Here is a 20,775-nt window from a genome sequence, read left to right on the forward strand (position 1 = left end):
GAAGCGGCCCCCTCCACATCGGAGGGGGCCGCTTTCGTATGCAGGACTACTGAGGCGTCTTGACCCACTTGCCTGCGTCGCCGACGATGCCGACCGGCACCGCGCCCGACAGGCTGACGTTCTGCACGCTGGGCCCGGCGGCGACGATCGTCGTGTCCTGCAGGATCGGCAGCACCGTCGACATGTTCCACAGCCGCGGTTCGACGGCGTTGATCACCTCGCCGATGTTCTGCGAGCCGTCGACCGCGGCATCGATCTTCGGCTGAATACTGCGGTCGCAGATGCCGGTGATATTGCTGGGGGCCTGCACCAGTGCGCCGCCTTCGGGCGGCGGGCTCGGCGTCGTCGGCGTAGCGGTTGTCGTCTGCGGCGGCGGCGACGGCGCGTTGCTGGTCGATGTCGACGACGGAGACGGCGTGCCCGGTGTGGTCGTCGAGACCGCCGTCGCCTCGAGCGCCGGACAGCCGTAGCGAGACGACAGGGCGGTGGCAAGGTCGCCGCCGGCCTGATGCCAGCCGACCACGGCGTCGACGCGATTGTTCACCAGCGCATCGCCGTAGAGCGCCACCGGATCCAGCGCCGACACCGACGCCGCGATGCCGACGCTGCGCAGTTGATCGGCAGCAGTGTTGGCGACCGCGACGGCAGTGGGATCGTTGGCGGCCACGCCCAGCCGCACCGCCAGCGGGATGCCGTCCTTGGTGATCTGGCCGCGGTTGTTGTTCGGCGGCGGGACGCCCGGCGTCGGCGGTGGCGTCGACTCTATTGGCGCGATCTGGTACCCGGCGTCGGCAAGCAACGCGAGCGCGGCGTCGCGGCCGAGCGCAGGAGGCGCGGTCGGCACATAGCCAGGGTCGGACGGCGAGCGCACCTGCGCCTGCGCGAGCGTGACGGTGTTGTCGTCGCCGGCGCCCACAGAGGCAAGCAGGTCGACGTCGAGCAAGCCCAGAATCGCTTTGCGCACTTGCGAATCCGCCAGCTGCGGCTGCTGCGCGCGCAGCGTCAACTGCATGACGCGTGGCGTGACGATTCGCGCGGTCCGCACGTCGGGAATCGCGGACAGTTGCGCGAACGCCGCCGCACCGCCGTGCACCTGCGCGACCTGGGTGTCGCCGTTGCGGATCGAGTCGGCCAGTGCGGCAGGCGCGCCGCCGCGACGGAACAGCACCTGGTCCGGTTTGGCCGGCGCGCTCCAATAGCGGTCGTTGCGCGTCAGCAGGATCTCGTCGCGCTGCGGGTCGATGGTTTCGACGCGGAACTGGCCGCCGGTGACCGGCAGTGCCCGCGCCAATCCCGCCGCGAAGCCGCCGGGCACGTCCTTGACGATGTGCGCCGGCAGGATGTCGTTGAACAGCTCACGCCACGCGGGATAGGGCTGCGAGAACGTGACCACCGCCGTCTTGCCGCCCTCGACGGACTGCACGCCGGTGATGAGGTCGTAGCCGGCCGGATCGACGACGCCGGGCTGGCCGACCATCTGCCGCCACAGGTACCAGAAGTCGTCGGCAGCGATCGGCGCGTTGTCCGTCCACTGCGCCTCGGGCCGAATCTTGTACGTGACCGTGAACGGATTCTGGCTGGTGACCTCGGCCGAATCCAGCAGCGTGGTGTCCAGTTCCCAGCGCGAACCGGTCGGCGAGCCGGGGTCGGGAACTGGTCGGAACGAACTCGGCAGGACCAGCGAGCTGATCGCGGCGTTCACCGGCGACTGGTCGGAAAGCAGATGCGGATTGAACCCGGGGCCGATCGAGTCGATGGCCATGATGATCTGCGTCGCGCGCGGAGGTGGCGGCGTTGTCGTCTCCGTCGTGTCCGTGCTCTGGGGTGCAGGCGGCGGGCTGACGGTGCAGCCCGAGACCACCAACATCAGCGCGGATATCGCGGCGACGACGCGTAGGGGGCCCGGCACGCTGTTCAGGGTATCGGCAGGCTATCCGCGGGCCTTGGCCCGCGAACGAGCCCGGGCCCGCGAGGTGGCGTCCAACTCGACCTTGCGTACGCGAACGATCTCGGGTGTCACCTCCACGCATTCGTCGCCGGCGCAGAACTCCATCGCCTGCTCGAGGTCGAGCTCGATGGGTCTGGCCAGCGTCTCGATCACGTCGGCCGTCGAGGACCGCATATTGGTCAGCTTCTTTTCGCGGGTCACGTTGACATCGAGGTCTTCGGCTCGCGGGTTGATTCCGACGACGTGGCCCTCGTAGGTGTCATCGCCGGGCTCGACGAAGAACTGTCCGCGGTCGGCCAGCTGGATCATCGCGAACGGGGTGATTGACCCCGCGCGGTCGGACACCAGCGAGCCGGTGTGCCTGGCGCGGATGTCCCCTGCCCACGGCCGGTAGCCGTCGAAGACGGCGTTGGCGATGCCGGTGCCGCGGGTCAACGTGAGGAAGTCGGTGCGAAAACCGATCAGGCCGCGGCTCGGCACGATGAAGTCCATCCGAACCCAGCCGGCGGCGTGGTTCGTCATCTCTTCCATGCGGCCCTTGCGGCCAGCCATCAGCTGGGTGATCGCGCCGACGAATTCGTCGGGGCAGTCGATGGTGAGCGCCTCGAACGGCTCGTGCAGCTTTCCGTCGATGGTCCGGGTGACCACTTGCGGCTTGCCGACGGTCAGCTCGAAGCCCTCCCGGCGCATCTGCTCGACCAGCACCGCCAGCGCCAGCTCGCCGCGGCCCTGGACCTCCCAGGCGTCCGGGCGGCCGATGTCGACCACGCGAATCGACACGTTGCCGACAAGCTCTTGGTCGAGCCGGCTGCGGACCATGCGGGCCGTCAGTTTGTGCCCGGAGACCTTGCCCGCCAGCGGTGATGTGTTCGTGCCGATCGTCACGGAGATCGCGGGCTCGTCGACGGTGATCCGCGGCAACGCGTGGGCGTGATCGGGGTCTGCCAGCGTGTCGCCGATCATGATTTCGGGCATGCCGGCCACGGCGACGATGTCGCCGGCGACGGCCTCGTCGGTGGGCGTGCGGTCCACTCCTTCGGTGGCCAGCAACTCGGTGATCTTGGCGTTGGTGATCACGGGCGCGCCGTCGACCTCACGCATCCACGCGATCTGCTGGCCCTTGCGCAGCCGGCCGTTGTAGATGCGGATCAGCGCGAGCCGGCCGAGGAACGCCGACGCGTCGAGGTTGGTCACCAGGGCCTGCAGCGGTTTGTCCGCTTCGCCGGTCGGCGGCGGGATGTGCTCGAGGAGCACGTCGAACAGCGGGTCGAGGTTCTCGCCGTCGGGCACCTGTCCGTCCTGCGGCTGGGTGGTGCTGGCGACGCCTGCGCGACCGGAGGCGAACAGCGTGGGCAGGCCCAGCGCGTGCTCGGCGGCCTTTTGGGCTTCGTCGTCGAGGTCGGAGGCGACGTCGAGCAGCAGGTCGTGGCTGTCGGAGACCACCTCGGCGATGCGGGCGTCGGGCCTGTCGGTCTTGTTGACCACGACGATGACCGGAAGGTGTGCGGCCAGAGCCTTGCGCAGCACGAAGCGGGTCTGCGGTAGCGGACCCTCCGACGCGTCGACCAGCAGCAGGACGCCGTCGACCATCGACAGGCCGCGCTCGACCTCGCCGCCGAAGTCGGCGTGGCCGGGGGTGTCGATGACGTTGATGACGGTCACGCTGCCGTCGGCGTGATGTCGGTGCACAGCGGTGTTCTTGGCGAGGATCGTGATGCCCTTTTCCCGCTCAAGGTCACCGGAATCCATCAACCGGTCGATGACATCGTCACCGCGGTGCGTCAGAGCGCCCGACTGGCGCAGCATTGCGTCGACGAGGGTCGTCTTCCCATGGTCGACGTGTGCCACGATGGCGACGTTGCGAAAATCCACGACCGTGATTGTCGCAGTGCAATCGGCCAATCACGAAAACGAGAGACGCCCGTCACTTGTCGCGAAGACGCATTGACTCTGCGCACAGGGCGCGAAAGTGCGAGTAGGTCACGCCCTCACCGCAGAGTCAACGTCATGGATACGACAGCAGCAGCATCACGCGACCGTCGGATGGCGCCTCCGGAAAGTCGTTTACGTCGAAGCCGTAGTACTTCTGCTGGTCTTCGGTGATGGAGTCGATCACCTTGCCCTGCGCCTTGAGTTGGCCGTTGCGGACGTCCTTCATCATGCCGACGAAGTCGGGCACCGACATCGACTCGGCGAGCAGCAGAGCGTCGCCGCCTGACGGAAGCTCAACCAGCACACCGGCACCCGCGTAATTGTTGCCGCCGCGGCCGGTGCCACGCGGCGCCCAGTACACCGCGTCGGAGCCCAATGTGCCTTCGATGCGCCGGTATTCGCCGGCATGCCCGGTGCCGTTGTCGACGGTGACCTCCGGCAGTGCGGCGACCGTCCGCTTCTCCTGCAACCACATCCATCCCAGCGGGATACAGACGATGGCATACATCATCACCATCAGCATCAGCACGGGCTTCCACGCGATTTCCCAGCCGAGCCTGCGTTGCGACATCCCCTCGGCCTCGGCCTGGGTGTCGAGTTGACGACGGCCGAATCGGAAGACGTACCAAGCCAATACGCGCGCCAACGCCATCAGCGCCAGAATGATCAGCCCGACAGTGCCTGCCACCCGCCAGTAGAACGTGCTGTCGCCGTGGTTGGTCGTCATCGCCACCATGACGGCTGGGATCGGAGCGGTGAGCAGAAGCAGCAGCGAGTACGACGGGTGGCTGCTCAAATACTTGTAGTGCGTGGTCCATTGCGGGTTGCCGACCATCACTTTGTAGTCGCCGACGTTGGCGCTCACCATTGGCGTCCACGTGCCCTCCACCACTCGCGGCCGGGTCAGGCTGCGAACAAAGAAGAGACCGCACACCAGCGAGACGACAAGTGCGCCCCAGAACACTCCGGGGATCGAGCCGCCGGTGCCGGGAACGCCGAAGGCGCCCCGGATGTCGATGATCTTGGCGATGAAGAACGCCAGCGGCACCGCGAAGAAGAACTCGATGAGCCAAATCTGGATGAGTTGCGGAATCCGCGATCCGACCCTGTCGAATGCCAGTACACCCCGCCAGATGAACCGCAGCACACGCATGGATCGGAAGAATAATGTGTGCCGACCGCCGGAGGGGCAAACGCGCGGCGAACTCCCCTGCGTCGCTATCGCGGGTAGCGCATGTAGATGCGCGCGCCGAAGCCCTTGAGCCTGCCGAACCGTTCCTTTTCGCTCTTGAAGTCCACGAAGCCGATCTTGCGATAGCAGTCGCGAGCCGAGGTGTTCACGTCCGTCACCTCGAGGACGTATTCGACATGACCGGTCTGCCGGATCACGCCCTCGACGAGTTTGGTGGCGACGCCCTGACGTCGCGCCCTTTCGGCCACCGCGACGAATTCGATGTAGCCGGTGCCGGCCGGGTAGTCGAGGCGAGACATGAAGGGCGGGGCGAGAATTCGTGCGGCAAGGGTCCCTCGGACGAGGCCGAGGTGACGGCGCCAGTCCTCCGCCCGGATGCGCATCGCGCGTCCGGCGTGATCCGTGCAGGCGATGGCTCCGATGACATCGCCGCCGCGATCGGCGACGAAGAACCGCTGGACCTCGATGCCGTCGGCGAGCGCGGCGGCGATCTTTCGCACGCTGCGCGAGAGCGTCGAGAACTCCCGGCGGTAGGCCTGCGCGATGACCGTGGCAATACCGTCGCGGTCGCGCTCGATCGCGGGCCGCACGGTCACGTCGGTCGTCTGCAGAGCCTGCGTCAGCTCAGGAACCCACGCCCGGTCGGCGGGTACCCACGCCAGGCCCTCGAGTTCGTCCGCGGTGATCCACCGCAACTCGCGGTGATCGTTGGGGTGAAGCTCGCCGCCCGTCTGCATGACGCGGTATGCGCGCAGGGTCGTGGTCGCATCGAGTGCGACGTCGACGCCGATGCGAGGACCGACGACTACGTCGACGCCGAGCTCTTCACTCAGTTCGCGCGCCAACGCCGTCGCGTCGCTTTCGCCCGCCGCGACCTTGCCGCCCGGCAGCTCCCACAGACCGGCCAGCTCGGGTGGCCGGGCACGCTGCGCCACGAGCAGCGAGGAGCCTGAAATCAGTGCACCCGCAACGACGATCTGAGCTGACATTGCCCGCGACGGTATACGCCGCGCTATCCGTCGGGAAACAGATGGGGGAACAACTCGTGCAGTCGTGGGTGTCGTGGCGGCGGTGGTGTCATCGTCTCGGCGGTCACCTGCGATGGCGGCATCGCCTCCGTCGGCGCTGCCGTGGTGTCCACAGGACGCGGCTGCTGAGCCGTGGTGGAGGGTAGCGGCATAGGCCCGGCCGACGCCGGACTGGGAGCGTGCGCAGAAGTCGACGTTGGATGAGACGGATTCACTTGCGTGCGTGGGTGTTTCGAATCATCGGATACCCAGATCACCGATATGGCGAGGGCGATGAGAAGGACGACGAAGACGCCTCCTCCGATCACAGCCCGAGCGGGGAGCCTCCGCGCGACGGCCGGCCGGTGGTCGGCGGGCCCAAGCGCACCGGCCGCGGCAGGCACGTCGGTAGCCGTCGCGGCCGGGGATTGCGGCGATGTCGGTCCGTCGTCGAGAAAAGCGCGCACTCCTCAATCTTGCTGGAGAACTCTGTTAGGTGCCTGTTAGGCGACCCATGCCGCCGACCGAACCTGCGGCGGTACGTTGGGCGTCATGGCTGTGTTAACGGACGAACAAGTAGACGCCGCACTGCCCGACCTCAATGGCTGGGAGCGCGCCGAGGGTGCCCTGCGCCGCTCGATCAAGTTTCCCTCATTCCTCGACGGCATCGACGCAGTGCGCCGCGTGGCCGAAAAGGCCGAGGAGAAAGATCACCATCCCGATATCGATATTCGCTGGCGGACAGTGACTTTCGCGTTGGTCACGCACTCAGAAGGCGGTATCACCGACAAGGATGTTCAGATGGCTCGGGAGATCGACGGAATCGTGGGGAACCCGTAGCGGCGATCCACGCCAGCGTGGCCAACGTCGCCACGATGTAGATCAGACCCGCCCAGGCCAGATACCACGGCCGGGGAATCACCCAGATTGTCGGCTGCGCGAAACTCAACAGCCACGGCACCCCGATCAGCGTCAGGGCCAGCCAGCCCCAGCCGAGGATCCGCGCACCCAGCTCGTCGCGCAGCGGGCCGTGCAGCAGCCAGATCATCAACGGGATCAACCACACCCAGTGATGCGTCCAGGAAATCGGCGAGAGCAGCAGCCCGAACAGTTGCACAACCACGATCGCGCCGAGCCGGTCCTCGGCGCCACCGATCGCGCGCCACGCCAGAAACGTCAACACGGCGGTGACAGCGATTCCCGCCAGCACGAGCGGCCCGTAGCCGGCGTCATGCCCGAGAATCCGTGAGATACCTCCACGCCACGACTGGTTGAACGACGTGCCGATCGGCCCCACCCGGCTGGCATCGCCGAGTAATTCCGTGAAGTAGTAACGGGTTTGGTCCCCGACGACGAGCGCCGAGATCGCCACCGTGCCAAGAAACACCACCGCCGAGAACAGCACCGCACCCCAGCGCCGCGCGCCGACGAAATACAACCCGGACACCGCAGGCGTCAGCTTCACACCCGCCGCGAGCCCGACGAGTAACCCGGACAACCACCATCGGGTGCTGTAGACCGCGTACAACACGGCCAGCACCAACAGCACGTTGATCTGCCCGTAGTCGAAGGTGCTGCGCAGCGGCTCGATCCAGATCCCGACGGCGGTCCACAGCATCGCCACGCGCCGGTCTCCGTTGCCCAGCAGTCGCTGGCTGATGCGCGCCACACCGTAGAGCGCGGCCATGATGCCCAGCTGCCAGGCGAAAGCGAGAAACCCGAACGGCAACAAGTGCAGCGGGTAGAACACGACGGCCGCGAACGGTGGATAGGTGAACGGCAGCGGGAAGTCGGGCGTCTGGTCGGCGTAGACGTAGTCGTACAGCGTGCCGGGGTGATCGAGCGCGCCTGCGCCGCCGACATAGACGTGGAGGTCGACGAAATTCGCCCCGTTGGGCACGAGGTAGGTCCACGCCAGCCGCGCGACGATGCTGACCGCCAACAAGACCGGCGCCCACCGGGCGAGCGTCCGCGGCGGGGCGGTGGCTGTGGCGGATTCCGTGGGGTTTATCCGTCCGACTCTAGCGAGCGGTCACCGTATGCCTTCACGTCCGTAACGTTTAAATAACCGCCACACGTGTCACAGAAGTAACACCAGTAACACGGCTAGCTTCGGTTCCAGGCGTGCCATCAACCGATTGGAAATACCATGCAGTTCACCAGAAAAGTGCTTGCCACCAGCATGATCACAGCCGCGAGTGCGGCGGGAGTCGCTTTGGCGCTCAGCGCCACCGCAGCGGCCGACCCCGTGGCTGCACCCGCCCCCTCCCCGGCCGTGCCGGGCCTGCCGTTCCTCCAGCAGCTCGCATCCAATCCAGCTGCGGCGACGCAGCTCATGCAGGGGCTCACCTCGGTGCTGGGCATGGTTCAGCCTGCCGCGGCAGCGCCGGCCGCCGCTCCGCCCGCCGCGAGCGCGTCGGTCAACCTGCCACAGCCGGCGGGCTTGCCTGCCGCCGCCGCGGCGCCGGCCGCCGCGCCCGCACCGCAGAGCACGCTGCCGTTCCTCCCGGTGCCGCTGCCGCAAGCGGGGGCGTTCCCCGGTGATCTCTCGGCACTGATGCCGTCCGCATTGCAGGCGCCGCTGACCAAGGCGGGTCCTGCGACGGCTCCGGAAGCGGCTGCGCCCGCCGCACCGGGTGGCGGACTGGCACCTGTGCTGATGCCGCTGTCCGCTCTGCCCTGACCGGCGACATTCAACGTCCACCACTACCAGGCATTGGGGGACCCATGTCATCGACCAGGACGATGCTCACCACCGCGGCAATCGCGGTGGGCTCGTCAGCCGCCCTTCTACTGGGCGGCGTAACACCAGTCGCCACCGCTGACCCGGCATCACCGGCGCCACCGCTGCCCATCGACGGGCTGCAGGCGCCGGGCTTGTCGGCGGTGCAGAGCCTCGGGCCCGCGATTCAGCAGGCGGCCGCGGACCCGACGAACGCCGCTTCGCAATTGATGGCCGCCGCAGCGGTATTCGCGGGTAACGCGGCAGCGCCGGCCGACTCGCGGAACGTGGCGTCGGCCGTCAACCAGTTCGTCGCTCAACCGGCGACGGCGCATGTGCCCGCGCCGGGCGCGGTGCCGGGCACCGAGGCGCACTTGCCGGCGGGCGTCAATCCCGCGCACGCCGTCGGGCCCGTGCCCGACGTGGTGCAGGCACCCGCTTCGGTGCCCGCGGCGGCACCCGCCCCGGCTCCGGCTCCCGCCGCAGTGCCGGCAGCGGCGCCTGCACCCGATGCGAATCCATCGTTCGGACCGGACTCCCCGCCTACGCAGGACTTCATGTACCCGTCGATCAGTAACGGGTGTCTGTCAGATGGCGGCAATGTGTTGGCGACGGCGATCTCGGTGGCGGGTCCGGCCAAGATCCCGGCACCGGGGCCCGCCGCGGGGCAGACGGCCTACGTCTTCACCGCGATCGGCACGCCCGGCCCGGCGGCCGAGCAGAGGCTGCCTCTCAACGTCACGTGGGTCAACCTGACGACGGGTAAGTCGGGCAGCGCGACACTCAAGCCGCGGTCGGATATCAACCCCAATGGCCCGACGACGCTGACGGCGATCGTCGACACCGGCTCGGGCAGCATCATCTCGACGATCTTCGGTCAGGTCACCACGACCGAAAAGCAGTGCCAGTTCATGCCGACCATCGGCTCGACGGTCGTGCCCTGATTCCGGTGTATTTCAGTAGGCCATGAAGAGGATGGCGTCCCGGTCGTACTCGCGACCGGGGTGCTTCTCAGTCAGGTGAGCCTGCGCCTTCTCGACCAGATCGTCTTCGTCCTCGCCGGTGATCGCTTCGCCGCACGGACAGTTCAAATGCGTCTTCATAGCTTCACAATCGCATAGATCAGCATGATGGGGTTCATGGATCTCTATGACGTGATGCGAACGACGGGTGCGGTGCGCGAATATACCGGCGACCCGCTGCCCGACGAGGTGCTCGAGCGCATCCTCGATAACGCCCGGTTCGCCCCTAGCGGCGGCAACCGCCAGGGCACCCGCGTCGTGATCGTCCGCGACGCGCAGACCCGCGAACGCCTGATCGAGCTCACCATCCCAGGCACCCAGCGATACATCGCCCAGCTTCGCAACGGTGAAGGCCCGTGGAATCCGTTGCAGCCGTGCGGAGTTGACGAGAAGACAATCGCCGAAGTCGAGGTACCGCCCCAAAGCCCGTTCCGTGAGGCAGACGTCGTGTTGGTGGTTTGCGTCGACCTGGCCGTCGTTGCGGCGTTCGACCAGGATCTGGACCGCGTCGGCCTGATTGCCGGCGCGTCGGTGTACCCGTTCGTTTGGAATGTCCTGCTGGCGGCCCGCAACGAGGGCTACGGCGGCGTGCTCACCACAAACGTGGTGGCCGAGGAACCCCGCGTCAAGGAACTGTTGGGCATACCCGACACGTACGCGGTCGCGGCGGTGTTGCCGCTCGGCAAGCCGGTGCGGCAGCTCAGCAAGCTCACACGCAGGCCTGTCGCCGAATTCGCCACCCGGGAACGGTTCGACGGGCAACCGTTCGCCGGTTAGCCACACCGTGATGGGCGTGTCTCTTCCGCAGAGCGTCCACATCGTGAGACCTTGAATTCGTGACCGCCACGCTGGGTTACGCCACAGCCAGCACCAACGGGCAGGCCCTCGATGGTCAGCTCGCGGAATTGACTGCTGCGGGGGTGGACCCGCGGCGCGTGTTCACCGACAAACTGTCCGACTCAGCCGACCGGGTGCGCGCCGGCCTTCACGCGATGCTCAGCTATGCCCGCTCGGGCGACACCGTCGTCGTGGTGGGACTGGATCGCCTGGGCCGATCAGTGGCCGAGGTGACGCGGACGATCGCTGATCTCACCGACCGCGGCATCACATTGCGGGCACTCAAGGAAGGCCTGGACACCGGCACGACGACTGGACGCGTCGTCGCGAACATCTTGCGCCGCCTCGCCGAACTCGACCTAGAGCCGGGACGCCAGACGCACTAGGCCTTGGCGGCCTTCGGTCTGTTGATGGCTCAGGCCTTGGCGGCCTTCGCCGCCGCCTTCGCCTGCTTCTTGTACGAGCGCACCTTCTCCAGCGTGCCCGCGTCTTTGACGTCGGCAACCGACATGAACGAGCCGGCCTTGCCGTAGTCGCCGGCAGCCTCACGCCAGCCGTTCGGCGTCACGCCGTACTGCTTGCCGAGCAGCGCCAGGAAGATCTTGGCCTTCTGCTCACCGAAGCCAGGCAAGCTCTTGAGCCGCTTCAACACCTCCGCGCCGTCGGGGTCGCCGGACGTCCATATCGACGCGGCGTCGCCGTCGTAGCGATCGACGATGATCTGCGCCAGTGTCTGGATCCGCTTGGCCATCGAGCCCGGGAACCGGTGTACGGCAGGGCGTTCGGCGCACAGAGCGGCGAACTTGTCGGGGTCGTAGTCGGCGATCTCGCGGGCGTCGACGCCGCCCATGCGGTCGGCGATCTTCTTGGGCCCGCCGAACGCCACCTCCATCGGGATCTGCTGATCGAGCAGCATGCCAACCAGCAGCGCGAATGGATTGGAATCCAGCAGCGCATCGGCCGCCGGATCTTGGACTAGCTGCAGTTTTGCCACTTGGTCAGTGTAGATCGCGGGTTTGGGCTGTAAGTTGGCTGGGAACCAGCTGACTGTGACGCACGTCTCATGACGCTGGCGCCCACAATTGCACATCGAGGTCAGGAGTCAGCGGTGCCCGAAACCGACCTTCCACCGACGCAAGCCGCCTCATCCGGCGGTGGTCAGTTCGTAGAAATCCAGGCCAGTCCCGAATTCCAAGAACTGCGAAGCCGGTTGCGCCGCTTCGTTTTCCCGATGAGCGCGTTCTTCCTCGTCTGGTATGGCACCTACGTATTCCTCGGAGCATTCGCTCACGACTTCATGGCAATCAAGGTGTGGGGCAACATCAACGTCGGTCTGCTGATCGGGTTGGGCCAATTCCTCACGACATTCGTCATCACGGGCATCTATGTCCGGTTCGCCAACCGAGAGCTCGATCCCCGCGCCGAAGCGATTCGCGCCGAGTTCGAGGGCAGCGTGAAATGAGGATCCTTGCCGCAGGCACGGCGGTTGGTAACCCCGTCGCGAACATCGGAATCTTCGCGCTCTTCGTCGCGGTGACCCTGTATATCGTGATCCGCGCCAGCAAGAAGAACGCCACCGCCACGGAGTTTTTCACCGCGGGCCGCGCATTCACCGGTCCACAGAACGGCATCGCGATCTCCGGCGACTATCTGTCGGCGGCGAGCTTCCTCGGCATCGCCGGCGCGATCGCGGTATACGGCTACGACGGCTTCCTCTATTCGATCGGCTTCCTGGTGGCCTGGCTGGTAGCGCTGCTCCTTGTTGCCGAATTACTGCGCAATGCAGGCAAATTCACGATGGCCGACGTACTGAGCTTCCGCCTGCGGCAACGGCCGGTTCGGATCGCGGCAGCCACCACGACGCTCATGGTGTGTCTGTTCTATCTGCTTGCCCAAATGGCCGGTGCCGGCGGGCTTGTGGCCCTGCTGCTCAACGTCAAGGGCAGCGTGGGCCAGGCCGTCGTGATCGCAGTCGTCGGTGTGCTGATGATCGTCTACGTCCTCGTCGGCGGGATGAAGGGCACCACCTGGGTGCAGATCATCAAGGCCGCCCTGCTGATCGGCGGCGCAGGCCTCATGACAGTCATGGTGGCGGCCAAGTTCGGAGCCAACTTCTCCGAGATGCTCGGCGCCGCACAGTCCGCGGTCTCCGAATCCGCCGACAAGGCGGTGGCCAAGCGCGACGTCCTCGCACCGGGCGCACAGTACGGCGCATCGTTGACGTCGCAGATCAACTTCATCTCACTTGCGCTCGCCCTGGTTCTCGGAACGGCGGGCCTGCCTCACGTCCTGATGCGCTTCTACACCGTGCCCAGCGCCAAGGAGGCACGCCGCTCGGTGGTGTGGGCGATCGCTCTCATCGGCGCCTTCTACCTGTTCACTTTGGCGCTGGGCTACGGCGCCGCGGCGCTCGTCGGTCCCGACAAAATCCTGGCGGCACCCGGCGCGCAGAACTCCGCCGCGCCATTGCTCGCGTTCGAGCTTGGCGGGGTGGTGCTACTCGGCGTCATCTCTGCGGTGGCGTTCGCGACGATCCTCGCGGTGGTCGCCGGGCTGACCATCACCGCGGCGACGTCGTTCGCGCACGACATCTATGCCAGCGTGATGAGGAGCCACGAGGTCACCGAGGGTGAGCAGGTGCGGGTGTCACGCATCACGGTCGTGGTGCTCGGCATCGCCGCGATCGGCCTGGGAATCCTTGCCAGCGGGCAGAACATCGCGTTCCTCGTCGCACTGGCGTTCGCGGTCGCGGCCGCTGCCAATCTGCCGACGATTCTGTACTCGCTGTACTGGCGCCGGTTCAACACGAGCGGCGCGTTGTGGAGCATGTACGGCGGTCTGATATCGACGATCGTGCTGATCATCTTCTCCCCCGCGGTGTCAGGGGCGAAGACGGCGATGCTGCCGCATGTCGACTTCGCCTGGTTCCCGCTGGCCAATCCGGGCATCGTGTCGATTCCGCTGGCGTTCCTGCTGGGTGTCGTCGGCACACTGACGTCGTCGGATCGCGGCGATCCGGAACTCAACGCCGAGTTCGAGGTCCGGGCGTTGACCGGCATCGGGGCGGAGAAGGCGGTCGTGCACTGAGCGCGGAATAACGCGCCCCACTAGCGTCGCTGTTGATGGACGTGCTCGAAACGACGCCAAAAACCCGATTCGCGTTCCCGCTGCTGGCCTATGCGTTCGCCGCCATCATGGTCGGCACCACGTTGCCGACGCCGATGTACGCGCTTTACGCCGAGCACATGCACTTTGCGGTGCTGACGACGACAGTGATCTACGCGACCTACGCCGGCGGCGTGCTGTTCGCGCTGCTGGCCTTCGGGCGATGGTCCGATGCGATCGGCCGACGTCCGATCCTGCTGGCCGGCGTGGTGTTCGCACTGGCTTCGGCCGCAGTGTTCCTCGTCGCCGATTCTGTGCCGATGCTATTGGTTGGCCGGGTGCTGTCAGGGTTGTCGGCGGGCATCTTCACGGGCACCGCGACCGCGGCCGTGATCGAGGCGGCGCCGCCGAACTGGCGTACCAGGGCCGCGGCCGTCGCGACGGTCGCCAACATCGGCGGGCTGGGCGCCGGGCCGCTGCTTGCCGGCCTGCTCGTCGAGTACGCACCCGAGCCGCTGAAGCTCAGCTTCATCGTCCACATCGTGTTGGCAGTGCTGGCCGGTGTGGCGGCGTTCGTCGTGCCCGAAACATCTCAGAAGACGGGACACATTGGGTTGCAGCGGCTCTCGGTGCCGGTCGAGGTGCGGGCGGTGTTCGTCATCGCCGCGCTCGCCGCGTTCGCAGGCTTCGCGGTGACGGGACTGTTCACCGCCGTGGCTCCGTCGTTCCTGGCCAACGTCGACGGCATCGACAACCACGCGGTCGCCGGGCTGATCGCCTGCTCGATCTTCGCGTCGTCGGCGGTGGCCCAGATTGCCGCCGGCGGGCTCAACCCGCAGCGCGCCGTGGCGATCGGCTGCGCCATCCTGGCGGTCGGCATGGTGATTCTCGCTCTGGCACTGCATCTTTCGTCACTGACGGGGTTGATCGCCGCCGCGGTGGTTTCGGGCATCGGACAGGGCATCAGCTTCAGCCGCGGCCTGGCAGCCGTCGCCGAGAAGACGCCGGCCGACCGGCGCGCGGAGGTCAGCTCGACGTATTTCGTCGTCGCCTATGTGGCGATCTCGCTGCCGGTGATCGGTGAGGGACTGGCCGCCCAGGCTTGGGGATTGCGCACCGCCGGAGTCAGTTTCGCCGTCGCCGTCGCGATCCTCGCCGTCATCTGCCTTGCCGCAATTCTGATGAGGGAGGCGCGCGAGGCGCGACGCCTGGTCGCGGTCTAGCCCTGTAGAGCGTCGATCACCGAGCTGAACATCGTCGACTTGATCGCCTTGAGGGTGGGCGCGTGCTTACCCTTCAACCCCGCAACGAGGTCGACGGCCGCGGCGGTGACTTTGCCTTCGGGTGCCGTGGCGGTGACCAAGCCGATCGCCTCTGCCTCGGGGCCTCCGTATCGGCGCGCCGTCGTCATGGCCTCCACTGCCGCGGCCGGCGTGAGTTTGGCCTGTATGAGCGCGGCCATGCCCGGTGTGAACGGGATCTGAATGTCGGCCTCGGGAAAGCAGTAGTAACCGCGGTCGCTTCGCATGACGCGAAAGTCATGGGCAATGCCGAGCATTGCGCCCGCGCCGAACGCGTGGCCGTTGACAGCCGCGACCGTCGGAACCGGCGCGGTGAGAACGCGGCCCAACAATGCGTGCACCTGCGCCACATACCACTCGGCCTGATCGCCGTGCGCGGCAAGCCATTCGAGATCCAACCCGTTGGAGTAGTACTTGCCCTGCCCGGTGGTGACCAAGGCTTTCGCCTCGCCGGCATCCACCCGGTCGAGCGCGTCGTTGACGGCGGCCAGCCACTCAGGCGAAAACCGGTTTTCGTCGTCGCCGAGGTTCAAAACCGCTACATCGTCGGTGATTTCGAGGTGTGTGGTCATAGGTACTCCTTACTTCCTGCGGGGCGGACCGACTGACAAGATCGCCTCGACTGCGGCGGCAAGCCGCCGGCGGGCGTCGGTGGTGGGTGGCATCGGGCGTCGCAACATCAGGCCGGTCGGCAGTCCGACCACGCAGTCCTCGATGACGGCGACAGCCGCGAAGTCTTTGCGGTCAAACACCGCGACCGACAGCCGGATCAGCAGGTCACGAAGTTCATCGTCGAGTGCCTTGAGTTCGGTCTGCACATCCGCGGGCGCATCGCCGATGAGTTCATCGCGCCGGGTAGCGAGCACTAGCCGGGCCGAGACTGGAAATTGCTCACTGAAGACCGCGGGGGCATCGGCCGCAGCCACCACGGCGCCAATCGGGTCGGCGGCCGCATCGACGAGGTCGCGCTGCAGCGCCAGAAATCGGCGTGCTGCCCTGGCCCACGCGCGCCCGACCAGTCCTCCCATCGAGCCGAATGCGTGGTAGATGGCCCCATTCGAGATGCCCGACAACTCGGACACGGCGCGAACGGTTACCGCCTTCGGCCCACCGCCCACGGCCAGCGCTTCCGCGGCGTCGAGCATCGCGTCGCGGTCGTGTACCTGCGGCCGGGGCATTTCCGCACCATAACAGAGCGCTTGCTCTAAAACAAAGGCTGACTCGCGACATGTCGAAAGTCGCTGCGCTGGAATGGGGTCAGTGGCGCCCCAGGCTGGGGGCAATCACCGCAAAGTTGAGTACATCTACCTAGGCGGTCCGGGCTTACCGTTACGGCATGGCAGTTGCCGCGTTGTTCCCCAGCCCGGGCCGGGTCGAGGCGGATACGCCCGCGACCCGTGACCGGGCCATCGACGTCATCCGCATCGTGTCGCTGGTGGGCGTCGTTGTCGGGCACACGATCATGGCCACCAGCACGGTGCGCGACGGCGTGTTCATCTGGACCAACCTGCTCACCGCGTCGCCGATCTTCCAGGCGCTGACGTGGGTCTTCCAGATCATGCCGCTGTTCTTCTTCGCCGGCGTCGCGGCGTCCATCGAGTCGTGGCAGCCGGGAACCAGCTGGGGTAACTGGCTGATGCGCCGATGCACCCGGCTCTACCGGCCGGTGTTCTACTACCTGGCCTTCTGGTGGGCTGCCCTAGCGGTGCTCAGCGCCATGCTGCCCGAGCATGTCTACGAGCCGGTCGCCGGGATTTCCATCCAACTCCTGTGGTTCCTCGGCGCTTACGTCCTGGTACTCGCCACCGTGCCGCTGCTGGCCCGGATCACCACCACCGGCCGTCTCGTCGCCGCGGTGGCAGGCACCTACCTGCTCATCGCGCTCGTCGACGCGATCCGGATCAACGTCGACGGATGGTCCGCGCTGGGCTACCTGAACATGATCGTGTGGGTGATACCGGGAATGTTCGGGGTCGCCTATCGCCGTCATCTGCTGGCCGGCCGTGCTGCGCTGGGGCTGGCCGTGGTGATGCTGGCGGTCAACCTGGCGCTGATGATGTTCGGGCCGTACGAGCTCAGCCTGGTCGGCATCGAGACCCAGCATCTGAAGAACATGACGCCGCCGTCGCTGCTGCTCGCCGGGCACGCAATCATGATGTGCGCCTTTGCAATTGCCGCCGCGCCCGCGATCGCCCGCTGGGCCCAACGGCCACGGGTGTGGTGGCTGACTGCCATCGGCAACTCGGGTGCGATGACGCTCTATCTGTGGCATATCCCGCCACTGCTGGCCATTCATCTGGTGTTCGATTACCTCGGCTACCCGCGGTTCGACCCCAGTTCACCAGGCTTCATTGCCCTGTCGGTGCTGCAGCTACTGATCATGGCCGCGTTGGTCGCGCTGGTGTTCGTCACGCTGCGTCCTCTCGAGAACAACCCGCTGCCACTGTGGGACGGCGGCTTCGTCGCGAGGACGGGCGGTCGCAGCATGGCCGTCGGCGCGTTGTTGTGCGTCGCAGGCGCGGCCACGCTGGCGTCGGTCGGCTGGGGCCTGAAGGACCAGGGCCTTTACCTCGTCGCGGTCATGCTTGTTGCCCTCGGAACCGCACGCTGGCTGGCCGGCGACAGTCAGCGGGTCTGCGCCGCGAGCCTGCCGGCGAGGATGACATAGGTCGCCGCGAAACTCCGCCGCATCCACGCCACGATCCGCGGGCGCGAGATCACCTCGCGACGGACGGCGGCCGCGAACACGCCGTAGATGCTGAACACCACCAGCGTCACCGCCATGAAGATCACGCTGAGCCACACCATCAGCAGCACGGCACCGTCACTGTCGGGCTGCACGAATTGCGGTAGGAACGCGAAGAAGAAAATCGTCAGCTTCGGGTTCAACACGTTCACCAGGACGCCGGACATGATGACGCGCCACGGCGAGACTTTCTCCGGACCGCCCGACACGTCGAACGTCGACCTGTCGCGAAAAGTCTTGACCGCCAAGTAAAGAAGGTACGCAACGCCAAGCCACTTGACGATGGAAAATGCCACCGCGCTGGCGTGCATGATCGCAGCCAGACCCGTCACCGCGGCGACCATGTGCGGCACGATCCCCAGCGTGCAGGCGAACGCGGCGATGAGGCTGGCGCGCGGGCCGCGCGAGAGCCCGGCTGCGACGGTATAAAGCACACCCGCACCGGGCGTGGCCACCACGATGAGCGTCGTCAGCAGGAATTCAGGCGTCACGGCTAGCCGCTCTTGCGGCGAAACTCCCGCCGATTCTCGAGCGGGCCATGCGCTCGCGGCTGCTTGGCGCCGCGGTCTTTGTGGTCGGAGCCGCTTGCCGCTTTGGCTTTCTTCTTCTCCAGCGCTTCCCGGAACTTGCGTTTCGTGTCGTCTTCCGGTGCATCCGATGCCATGTCCGCAGCGTAGTACTACCTCATCCCAGGAGGCATCCCATATACATGCGAAATCGGCAGCGTCATCAACACGCGGCGGTCATCGACCATGGCCCGCCGATAGTCGTCCCAGTCCGGATGCTCACCGGCGATATTGCGATACAACGCGATCAGAGCCTCCACCGTGTCGTCGTCGGGTGAAGCCGCCGCCGGTGTCAGGATCGCATCGCCCTCCGCGACGGCGTACGACCACCCGTCGTCGGAGCTGACATGGATCGCGGCGCGCGGGTCGCGTCGCAGGTTGCGGGTCTTGGCACGCGTTTCGGTGATCGACGCCTGGATGGTCAGATTTCGTTTGTCGAACCAATACGACACATTCGACAACTGCGGCCTGCCGTCGCGCTTGATGGTGGCCAGCACGCCCAGCGAGTTTCCGCCGATCAATGCCAACAGCTTGTCGTCGAACACGTCGCGGCCCATCCTGAGAGCCTACGTCTCTAGGATCGAAGTGATGACGGGCCTTTCTGGGTTTTCTTCAATGGACGGCAAGGGTCGCGAGGGCGTCACCGAGGCCAAGCGGCTGGAGTTCGGCTGATGACTCGCTACGTCGCGTTCCTGCGGGGTGTCAACGTCGGCGGGGTCAACCTGAAGATGGCCGAGGTCGCCAAGGCCTTCGAAGACGCCGGATTCACCGGTGTGCGAACGATATTGGCGAGCGGCAACGTCCTGCTGGAAAGCGGTTCAGGCGTAGAGGCGGTCAGGAAGAAGGCCGAAAAGGCGTTGCGTGACGCGTTCGGCTACGACGCCTGGGTGCTGGCGTACGACGTCGAGACCGTCGCGGCCATCTCCAAGGCCTACCCCTTCGAGCGCGAGGTCGAGGGGCAACACTCCTACGTCACGTTTGTCACCGATCCGAAGGTGCTCGACGAACTCGCCGCGCTCGGCAAGGAGGCCGGGCCCGACGAGAAGGTCAAACGCGGTAAGGGCGTCATCTACTGGCAGGCGCCCAAGGGCACGCTGGGCACCACGATCGGCAAGACGATGGGCAAGAAGCGCTACAAGTCGTCGACGACCACGCGAAACCTGCGCACCGTCGAGAAGGTGCTGAAATGAGTTCCGCACCGACGGCGAAGGCCGACGGCACCGTGTTGACCGGTGTCTCGGAGACGGCGTTGCTGACGTTGTGGGTGCGGGCGCATGAGGCGCGGCGGCCGGATTCCCTGATCGACGATCCGATGGCCATCGAGCTGGCCGACTCCATCGACTTCGACTTCGCCAAGTTCGGCTATTCGCGCCGCCAGGACATGGCGGTACGCGCGCTGGCCTACGACCGGCATACCCGTCGCTACCTTCTCGACCATCCCAAGGCCACGGTCGTCGCGCTTGCCGAGGGATTGCAGACCAGCTTCTACCGCCTCAACGCCGCCGATGTTGGTGACGAATTCCACTGGCTGACAGTCGATTTGCCTCCGATGATCGAGCTGCGCCGCAAGCTGCTTCCGGCGTCGGACAGGGTGCGCATGTGCGCGCAGTCGGCACTGGACTTCAGCTGGATGGACCTGGTCGACCCACAGCACGGGGTGTTCATCACCGCCGAAGGGCTGCTGATGTACCTGGAGCCCGACGAGGCGCTCGGGTTGATCACCGAATGCGCCAAACGCTTCCCAGGCGGGCAGATGATGTTCGACCTGCCTCCGGCGTGGTTCGCGGCGTGGGCCCGCCGCGGCTTGCGGACCTCGCTGCGCTACAAGGTGCCGCCGATGCCGTTCTCCCTGTCGCCAACGGAAGCGGCAAATCTGGTCGACACCGTGCCGGGCATCCGGGCCGTGCACGATCTGCCGATGCCGGCAGGCCGCGGCAACGTTTTCAACATCATGTTGTGGACCGCCCAGCGTCTGCCGTTGTTCGATCCGGTCCGGCCGGTGTTGGCCCTGCTGGAATTCGGTTAGCCGAACGACGCCTCGACGTATCGAAGCGCCTCGGCCTTGCTGATGCCGAGCGCCTTGGCCGCCGAAACGTAGGTATGCGCGGCGGTTGCCATCGCGGCGTCGGCAGGGTCCGCACGAGCGACGAAAGTACCGAAGCGCCCCCGGGTTTCAAGAATTCCCGCCGACTCCAGCTCACGATATGCGCGTGCCACCGTGTTGACAGCCAGGCCCAGCTGGCCCGCGAGTTCGCGCACCGTCGGCAACCGCGTACCGGGCGGCAGCACGCCGTCCCGGACTCCGTCGATGATCTGCGTCCTGAGCTGGTCGAAAAGCGGCCTTGCGGCATGTGGATCGACGCGCACCCAATCCCCCAACTCGGCCACGTGCTCAGT

25 protein-coding genes and 1 pseudogene are annotated in these 20,775 nt (G+C 66.5%); 11 read left to right on the forward strand and 15 right to left on the reverse strand.

Annotated elements, in window-relative coordinates:
• Positions 1–46: 46 nt before the first annotated feature.
• From ACWW36_RS01165 to ACWW36_RS01190, 6 genes and pseudogenes are all read right to left on the reverse strand, one after another.
• A complete protein-coding gene (locus tag ACWW36_RS01165) occupies positions 47–1,867 on the reverse strand; it encodes an ABC transporter family substrate-binding protein (protein ID WP_456142326.1) in 1,821 nt (606 codons plus the stop codon).
• Between the two features lie 63 nt (positions 1,868–1,930).
• A complete protein-coding gene (typA, locus tag ACWW36_RS01170) occupies positions 1,931–3,820 on the reverse strand; it encodes a translational GTPase TypA (protein WP_456139792.1) in 1,890 nt (629 codons plus the stop codon).
• A 133-nt stretch (positions 3,821–3,953) separates the two neighbouring features.
• A complete protein-coding gene (locus tag ACWW36_RS01175; protein ID WP_456139793.1) occupies positions 3,954–5,033 on the reverse strand; it encodes a hypothetical protein in 1,080 nt (359 codons plus the stop codon).
• A gap of 65 nt (positions 5,034–5,098) precedes the next feature.
• Entirely contained in the window at positions 5,099–5,668 is a 570-nt protein-coding gene (locus ACWW36_RS01180; protein WP_456142327.1) for an N-acetyltransferase family protein, read from the reverse strand.
• Between the two features lie 12 nt (positions 5,669–5,680).
• Positions 5,681–6,061, reverse strand: a pseudogene (locus ACWW36_RS01185) ((deoxy)nucleoside triphosphate pyrophosphohydrolase); the annotation flags it as partial.
• 23 nt (positions 6,062–6,084) lie between these two features.
• A complete protein-coding gene (locus ACWW36_RS01190) occupies positions 6,085–6,546 on the reverse strand; it encodes a hypothetical protein (RefSeq protein WP_456139794.1) in 462 nt (153 codons plus the stop codon).
• 85 nt (positions 6,547–6,631) lie between these two features.
• Here ACWW36_RS01190 and ACWW36_RS01195 point away from each other — a divergent pair, with 85 nt between their 5' ends.
• Complete coding sequence (locus tag ACWW36_RS01195) at positions 6,632–6,919, forward strand: 4a-hydroxytetrahydrobiopterin dehydratase (RefSeq protein ID WP_456139795.1); 288 nt, start codon at positions 6,632–6,634, stop codon at positions 6,917–6,919.
• On the opposite strand, the gene ACWW36_RS01200 is transcribed toward ACWW36_RS01195, so the two are convergent.
• Complete coding sequence (locus ACWW36_RS01200) at positions 6,861–8,090, reverse strand: mannosyltransferase (RefSeq protein ID WP_456142328.1); 1,230 nt, start codon at positions 8,088–8,090, stop codon at positions 6,861–6,863. The two genes, ACWW36_RS01195 and ACWW36_RS01200, sit on opposite strands and share 59 nt — an antisense overlap.
• A gap of 138 nt (positions 8,091–8,228) precedes the next feature.
• Here ACWW36_RS01200 and ACWW36_RS01205 point away from each other — a divergent pair, with 138 nt between their 5' ends.
• The gene (locus tag ACWW36_RS01205) at positions 8,229–8,762 is read left to right on the forward strand and encodes a hypothetical protein (RefSeq protein ID WP_456139796.1); all 534 of its coding nucleotides are present in this window, start codon (positions 8,229–8,231) and stop codon (positions 8,760–8,762) included.
• Between the two features lie 44 nt (positions 8,763–8,806).
• A complete protein-coding gene (locus ACWW36_RS01210) occupies positions 8,807–9,745 on the forward strand; it encodes an Rv1157c family protein (protein ID WP_456139797.1) in 939 nt (312 codons plus the stop codon).
• A gap of 12 nt (positions 9,746–9,757) precedes the next feature.
• Here the strand turns inward: ACWW36_RS01210 and ACWW36_RS01215 are convergent, their stop codons facing one another.
• Positions 9,758–9,904: a DUF1059 domain-containing protein gene (locus ACWW36_RS01215; RefSeq protein ID WP_456139798.1), complete on the reverse strand. Its 147-nt coding sequence runs from the start codon at positions 9,902–9,904 to the stop codon at positions 9,758–9,760.
• A 36-nt stretch (positions 9,905–9,940) separates the two neighbouring features.
• Between ACWW36_RS01215 and ACWW36_RS01220 the strand changes: the two genes are divergently transcribed.
• Together ACWW36_RS01220 and ACWW36_RS01225 are read left to right on the forward strand one after the other, a co-directional pair.
• Positions 9,941–10,600 carry a nitroreductase family protein gene (locus ACWW36_RS01220; protein ID WP_456139799.1) on the forward strand — a complete coding sequence of 220 codons (660 nt, stop codon included), beginning with the start codon at positions 9,941–9,943 and terminating at the stop codon, positions 10,598–10,600.
• A gap of 59 nt (positions 10,601–10,659) precedes the next feature.
• On the forward strand, positions 10,660–11,046 hold the full coding sequence (locus ACWW36_RS01225) for a recombinase family protein (protein WP_456139800.1): 387 nt from the start codon (positions 10,660–10,662) through the stop codon (positions 11,044–11,046).
• Positions 11,047–11,075: 29 nt separating this feature from the next.
• On the opposite strand, the gene ACWW36_RS01230 is transcribed toward ACWW36_RS01225, so the two are convergent.
• Positions 11,076–11,654 carry an HhH-GPD-type base excision DNA repair protein gene (locus ACWW36_RS01230; RefSeq protein WP_456139801.1) on the reverse strand — a complete coding sequence of 193 codons (579 nt, stop codon included), beginning with the start codon at positions 11,652–11,654 and terminating at the stop codon, positions 11,076–11,078.
• Between the two features lie 114 nt (positions 11,655–11,768).
• On the opposite strand from ACWW36_RS01230, the gene ACWW36_RS01235 reads away from it, so the two are divergent.
• The 3 genes from ACWW36_RS01235 to ACWW36_RS01245 are packed head-to-tail and all read left to right on the forward strand — an operon-like array spanning position 11,769 to position 14,988.
• A complete protein-coding gene (locus ACWW36_RS01235; RefSeq protein WP_456139802.1) occupies positions 11,769–12,122 on the forward strand; it encodes a DUF485 domain-containing protein in 354 nt (117 codons plus the stop codon).
• Positions 12,119–13,747 (forward strand): solute symporter family protein, encoded by a 1,629-nt coding sequence (locus tag ACWW36_RS01240; RefSeq protein WP_456139803.1) that lies wholly within the window; start codon positions 12,119–12,121, stop codon positions 13,745–13,747. Before ACWW36_RS01235 ends, ACWW36_RS01240 begins: the two co-directional genes overlap by 4 nt.
• Before the next feature lie 35 nt (positions 13,748–13,782).
• Positions 13,783–14,988, forward strand: a complete 1,206-nt coding sequence (locus tag ACWW36_RS01245; protein ID WP_456139804.1) for an MFS transporter — start codon at positions 13,783–13,785, stop codon at positions 14,986–14,988.
• Here the strand turns inward: ACWW36_RS01245 and ACWW36_RS01250 are convergent.
• Both ACWW36_RS01250 and ACWW36_RS01255 read right to left on the reverse strand, forming a co-directional pair.
• A complete protein-coding gene (locus ACWW36_RS01250; RefSeq protein ID WP_456139805.1) occupies positions 14,985–15,638 on the reverse strand; it encodes an enoyl-CoA hydratase/isomerase family protein in 654 nt (217 codons plus the stop codon). The genes ACWW36_RS01245 and ACWW36_RS01250 overlap by 4 nt on opposite strands.
• Before the next feature lie 9 nt (positions 15,639–15,647).
• Positions 15,648–16,244 (reverse strand): TetR/AcrR family transcriptional regulator, encoded by a 597-nt coding sequence (locus ACWW36_RS01255; protein ID WP_456139806.1) that lies wholly within the window; start codon positions 16,242–16,244, stop codon positions 15,648–15,650.
• A gap of 158 nt (positions 16,245–16,402) precedes the next feature.
• On the opposite strand from ACWW36_RS01255, the gene ACWW36_RS01260 reads away from it, so the two are divergent.
• Entirely contained in the window at positions 16,403–17,734 is a 1,332-nt protein-coding gene (locus tag ACWW36_RS01260) for an acyltransferase family protein (protein WP_456139807.1), read from the forward strand.
• Here ACWW36_RS01260 and ACWW36_RS01265 read toward each other — a convergent pair.
• From ACWW36_RS01265 to ACWW36_RS01275, 3 genes are read right to left on the reverse strand one after another with little or no spacing between them, the layout of a single operon-like run.
• Positions 17,692–18,303 (reverse strand): LysE family translocator, encoded by a 612-nt coding sequence (locus ACWW36_RS01265; RefSeq protein ID WP_456139808.1) that lies wholly within the window; start codon positions 18,301–18,303, stop codon positions 17,692–17,694. The two genes, ACWW36_RS01260 and ACWW36_RS01265, sit on opposite strands and share 43 nt — an antisense overlap.
• A gap of 2 nt (positions 18,304–18,305) precedes the next feature.
• The gene (locus ACWW36_RS01270; protein WP_456139809.1) at positions 18,306–18,476 is read right to left on the reverse strand and encodes a DUF5302 domain-containing protein; all 171 of its coding nucleotides are present in this window, start codon (positions 18,474–18,476) and stop codon (positions 18,306–18,308) included.
• A 15-nt stretch (positions 18,477–18,491) separates the two neighbouring features.
• The gene (locus tag ACWW36_RS01275; RefSeq protein WP_456139810.1) at positions 18,492–18,935 is read right to left on the reverse strand and encodes a PPOX class F420-dependent oxidoreductase; all 444 of its coding nucleotides are present in this window, start codon (positions 18,933–18,935) and stop codon (positions 18,492–18,494) included.
• A gap of 114 nt (positions 18,936–19,049) precedes the next feature.
• Here ACWW36_RS01275 and ACWW36_RS01280 point away from each other — a divergent pair, with 114 nt between their 5' ends.
• Entirely contained in the window at positions 19,050–19,568 is a 519-nt protein-coding gene (locus ACWW36_RS01280; protein ID WP_456139811.1) for a DUF1697 domain-containing protein, read from the forward strand.
• Positions 19,565–20,404, forward strand: a complete 840-nt coding sequence (locus ACWW36_RS01285; protein ID WP_456139812.1) for a class I SAM-dependent methyltransferase — start codon at positions 19,565–19,567, stop codon at positions 20,402–20,404. The genes ACWW36_RS01280 and ACWW36_RS01285 overlap by 4 nt, the downstream gene beginning before the upstream one ends.
• On the opposite strand, the gene ACWW36_RS01290 is transcribed toward ACWW36_RS01285, so the two are convergent.
• Positions 20,401–20,766, reverse strand: a complete 366-nt coding sequence (locus ACWW36_RS01290; protein WP_456139813.1) for a GntR family transcriptional regulator — start codon at positions 20,764–20,766, stop codon at positions 20,401–20,403. The two genes, ACWW36_RS01285 and ACWW36_RS01290, sit on opposite strands and share 4 nt — an antisense overlap.
• Positions 20,767–20,775: the final 9 nt, after the last annotated feature.

Source organism: Mycobacterium sp. MMS18-G62 (genome assembly GCF_053877835.1).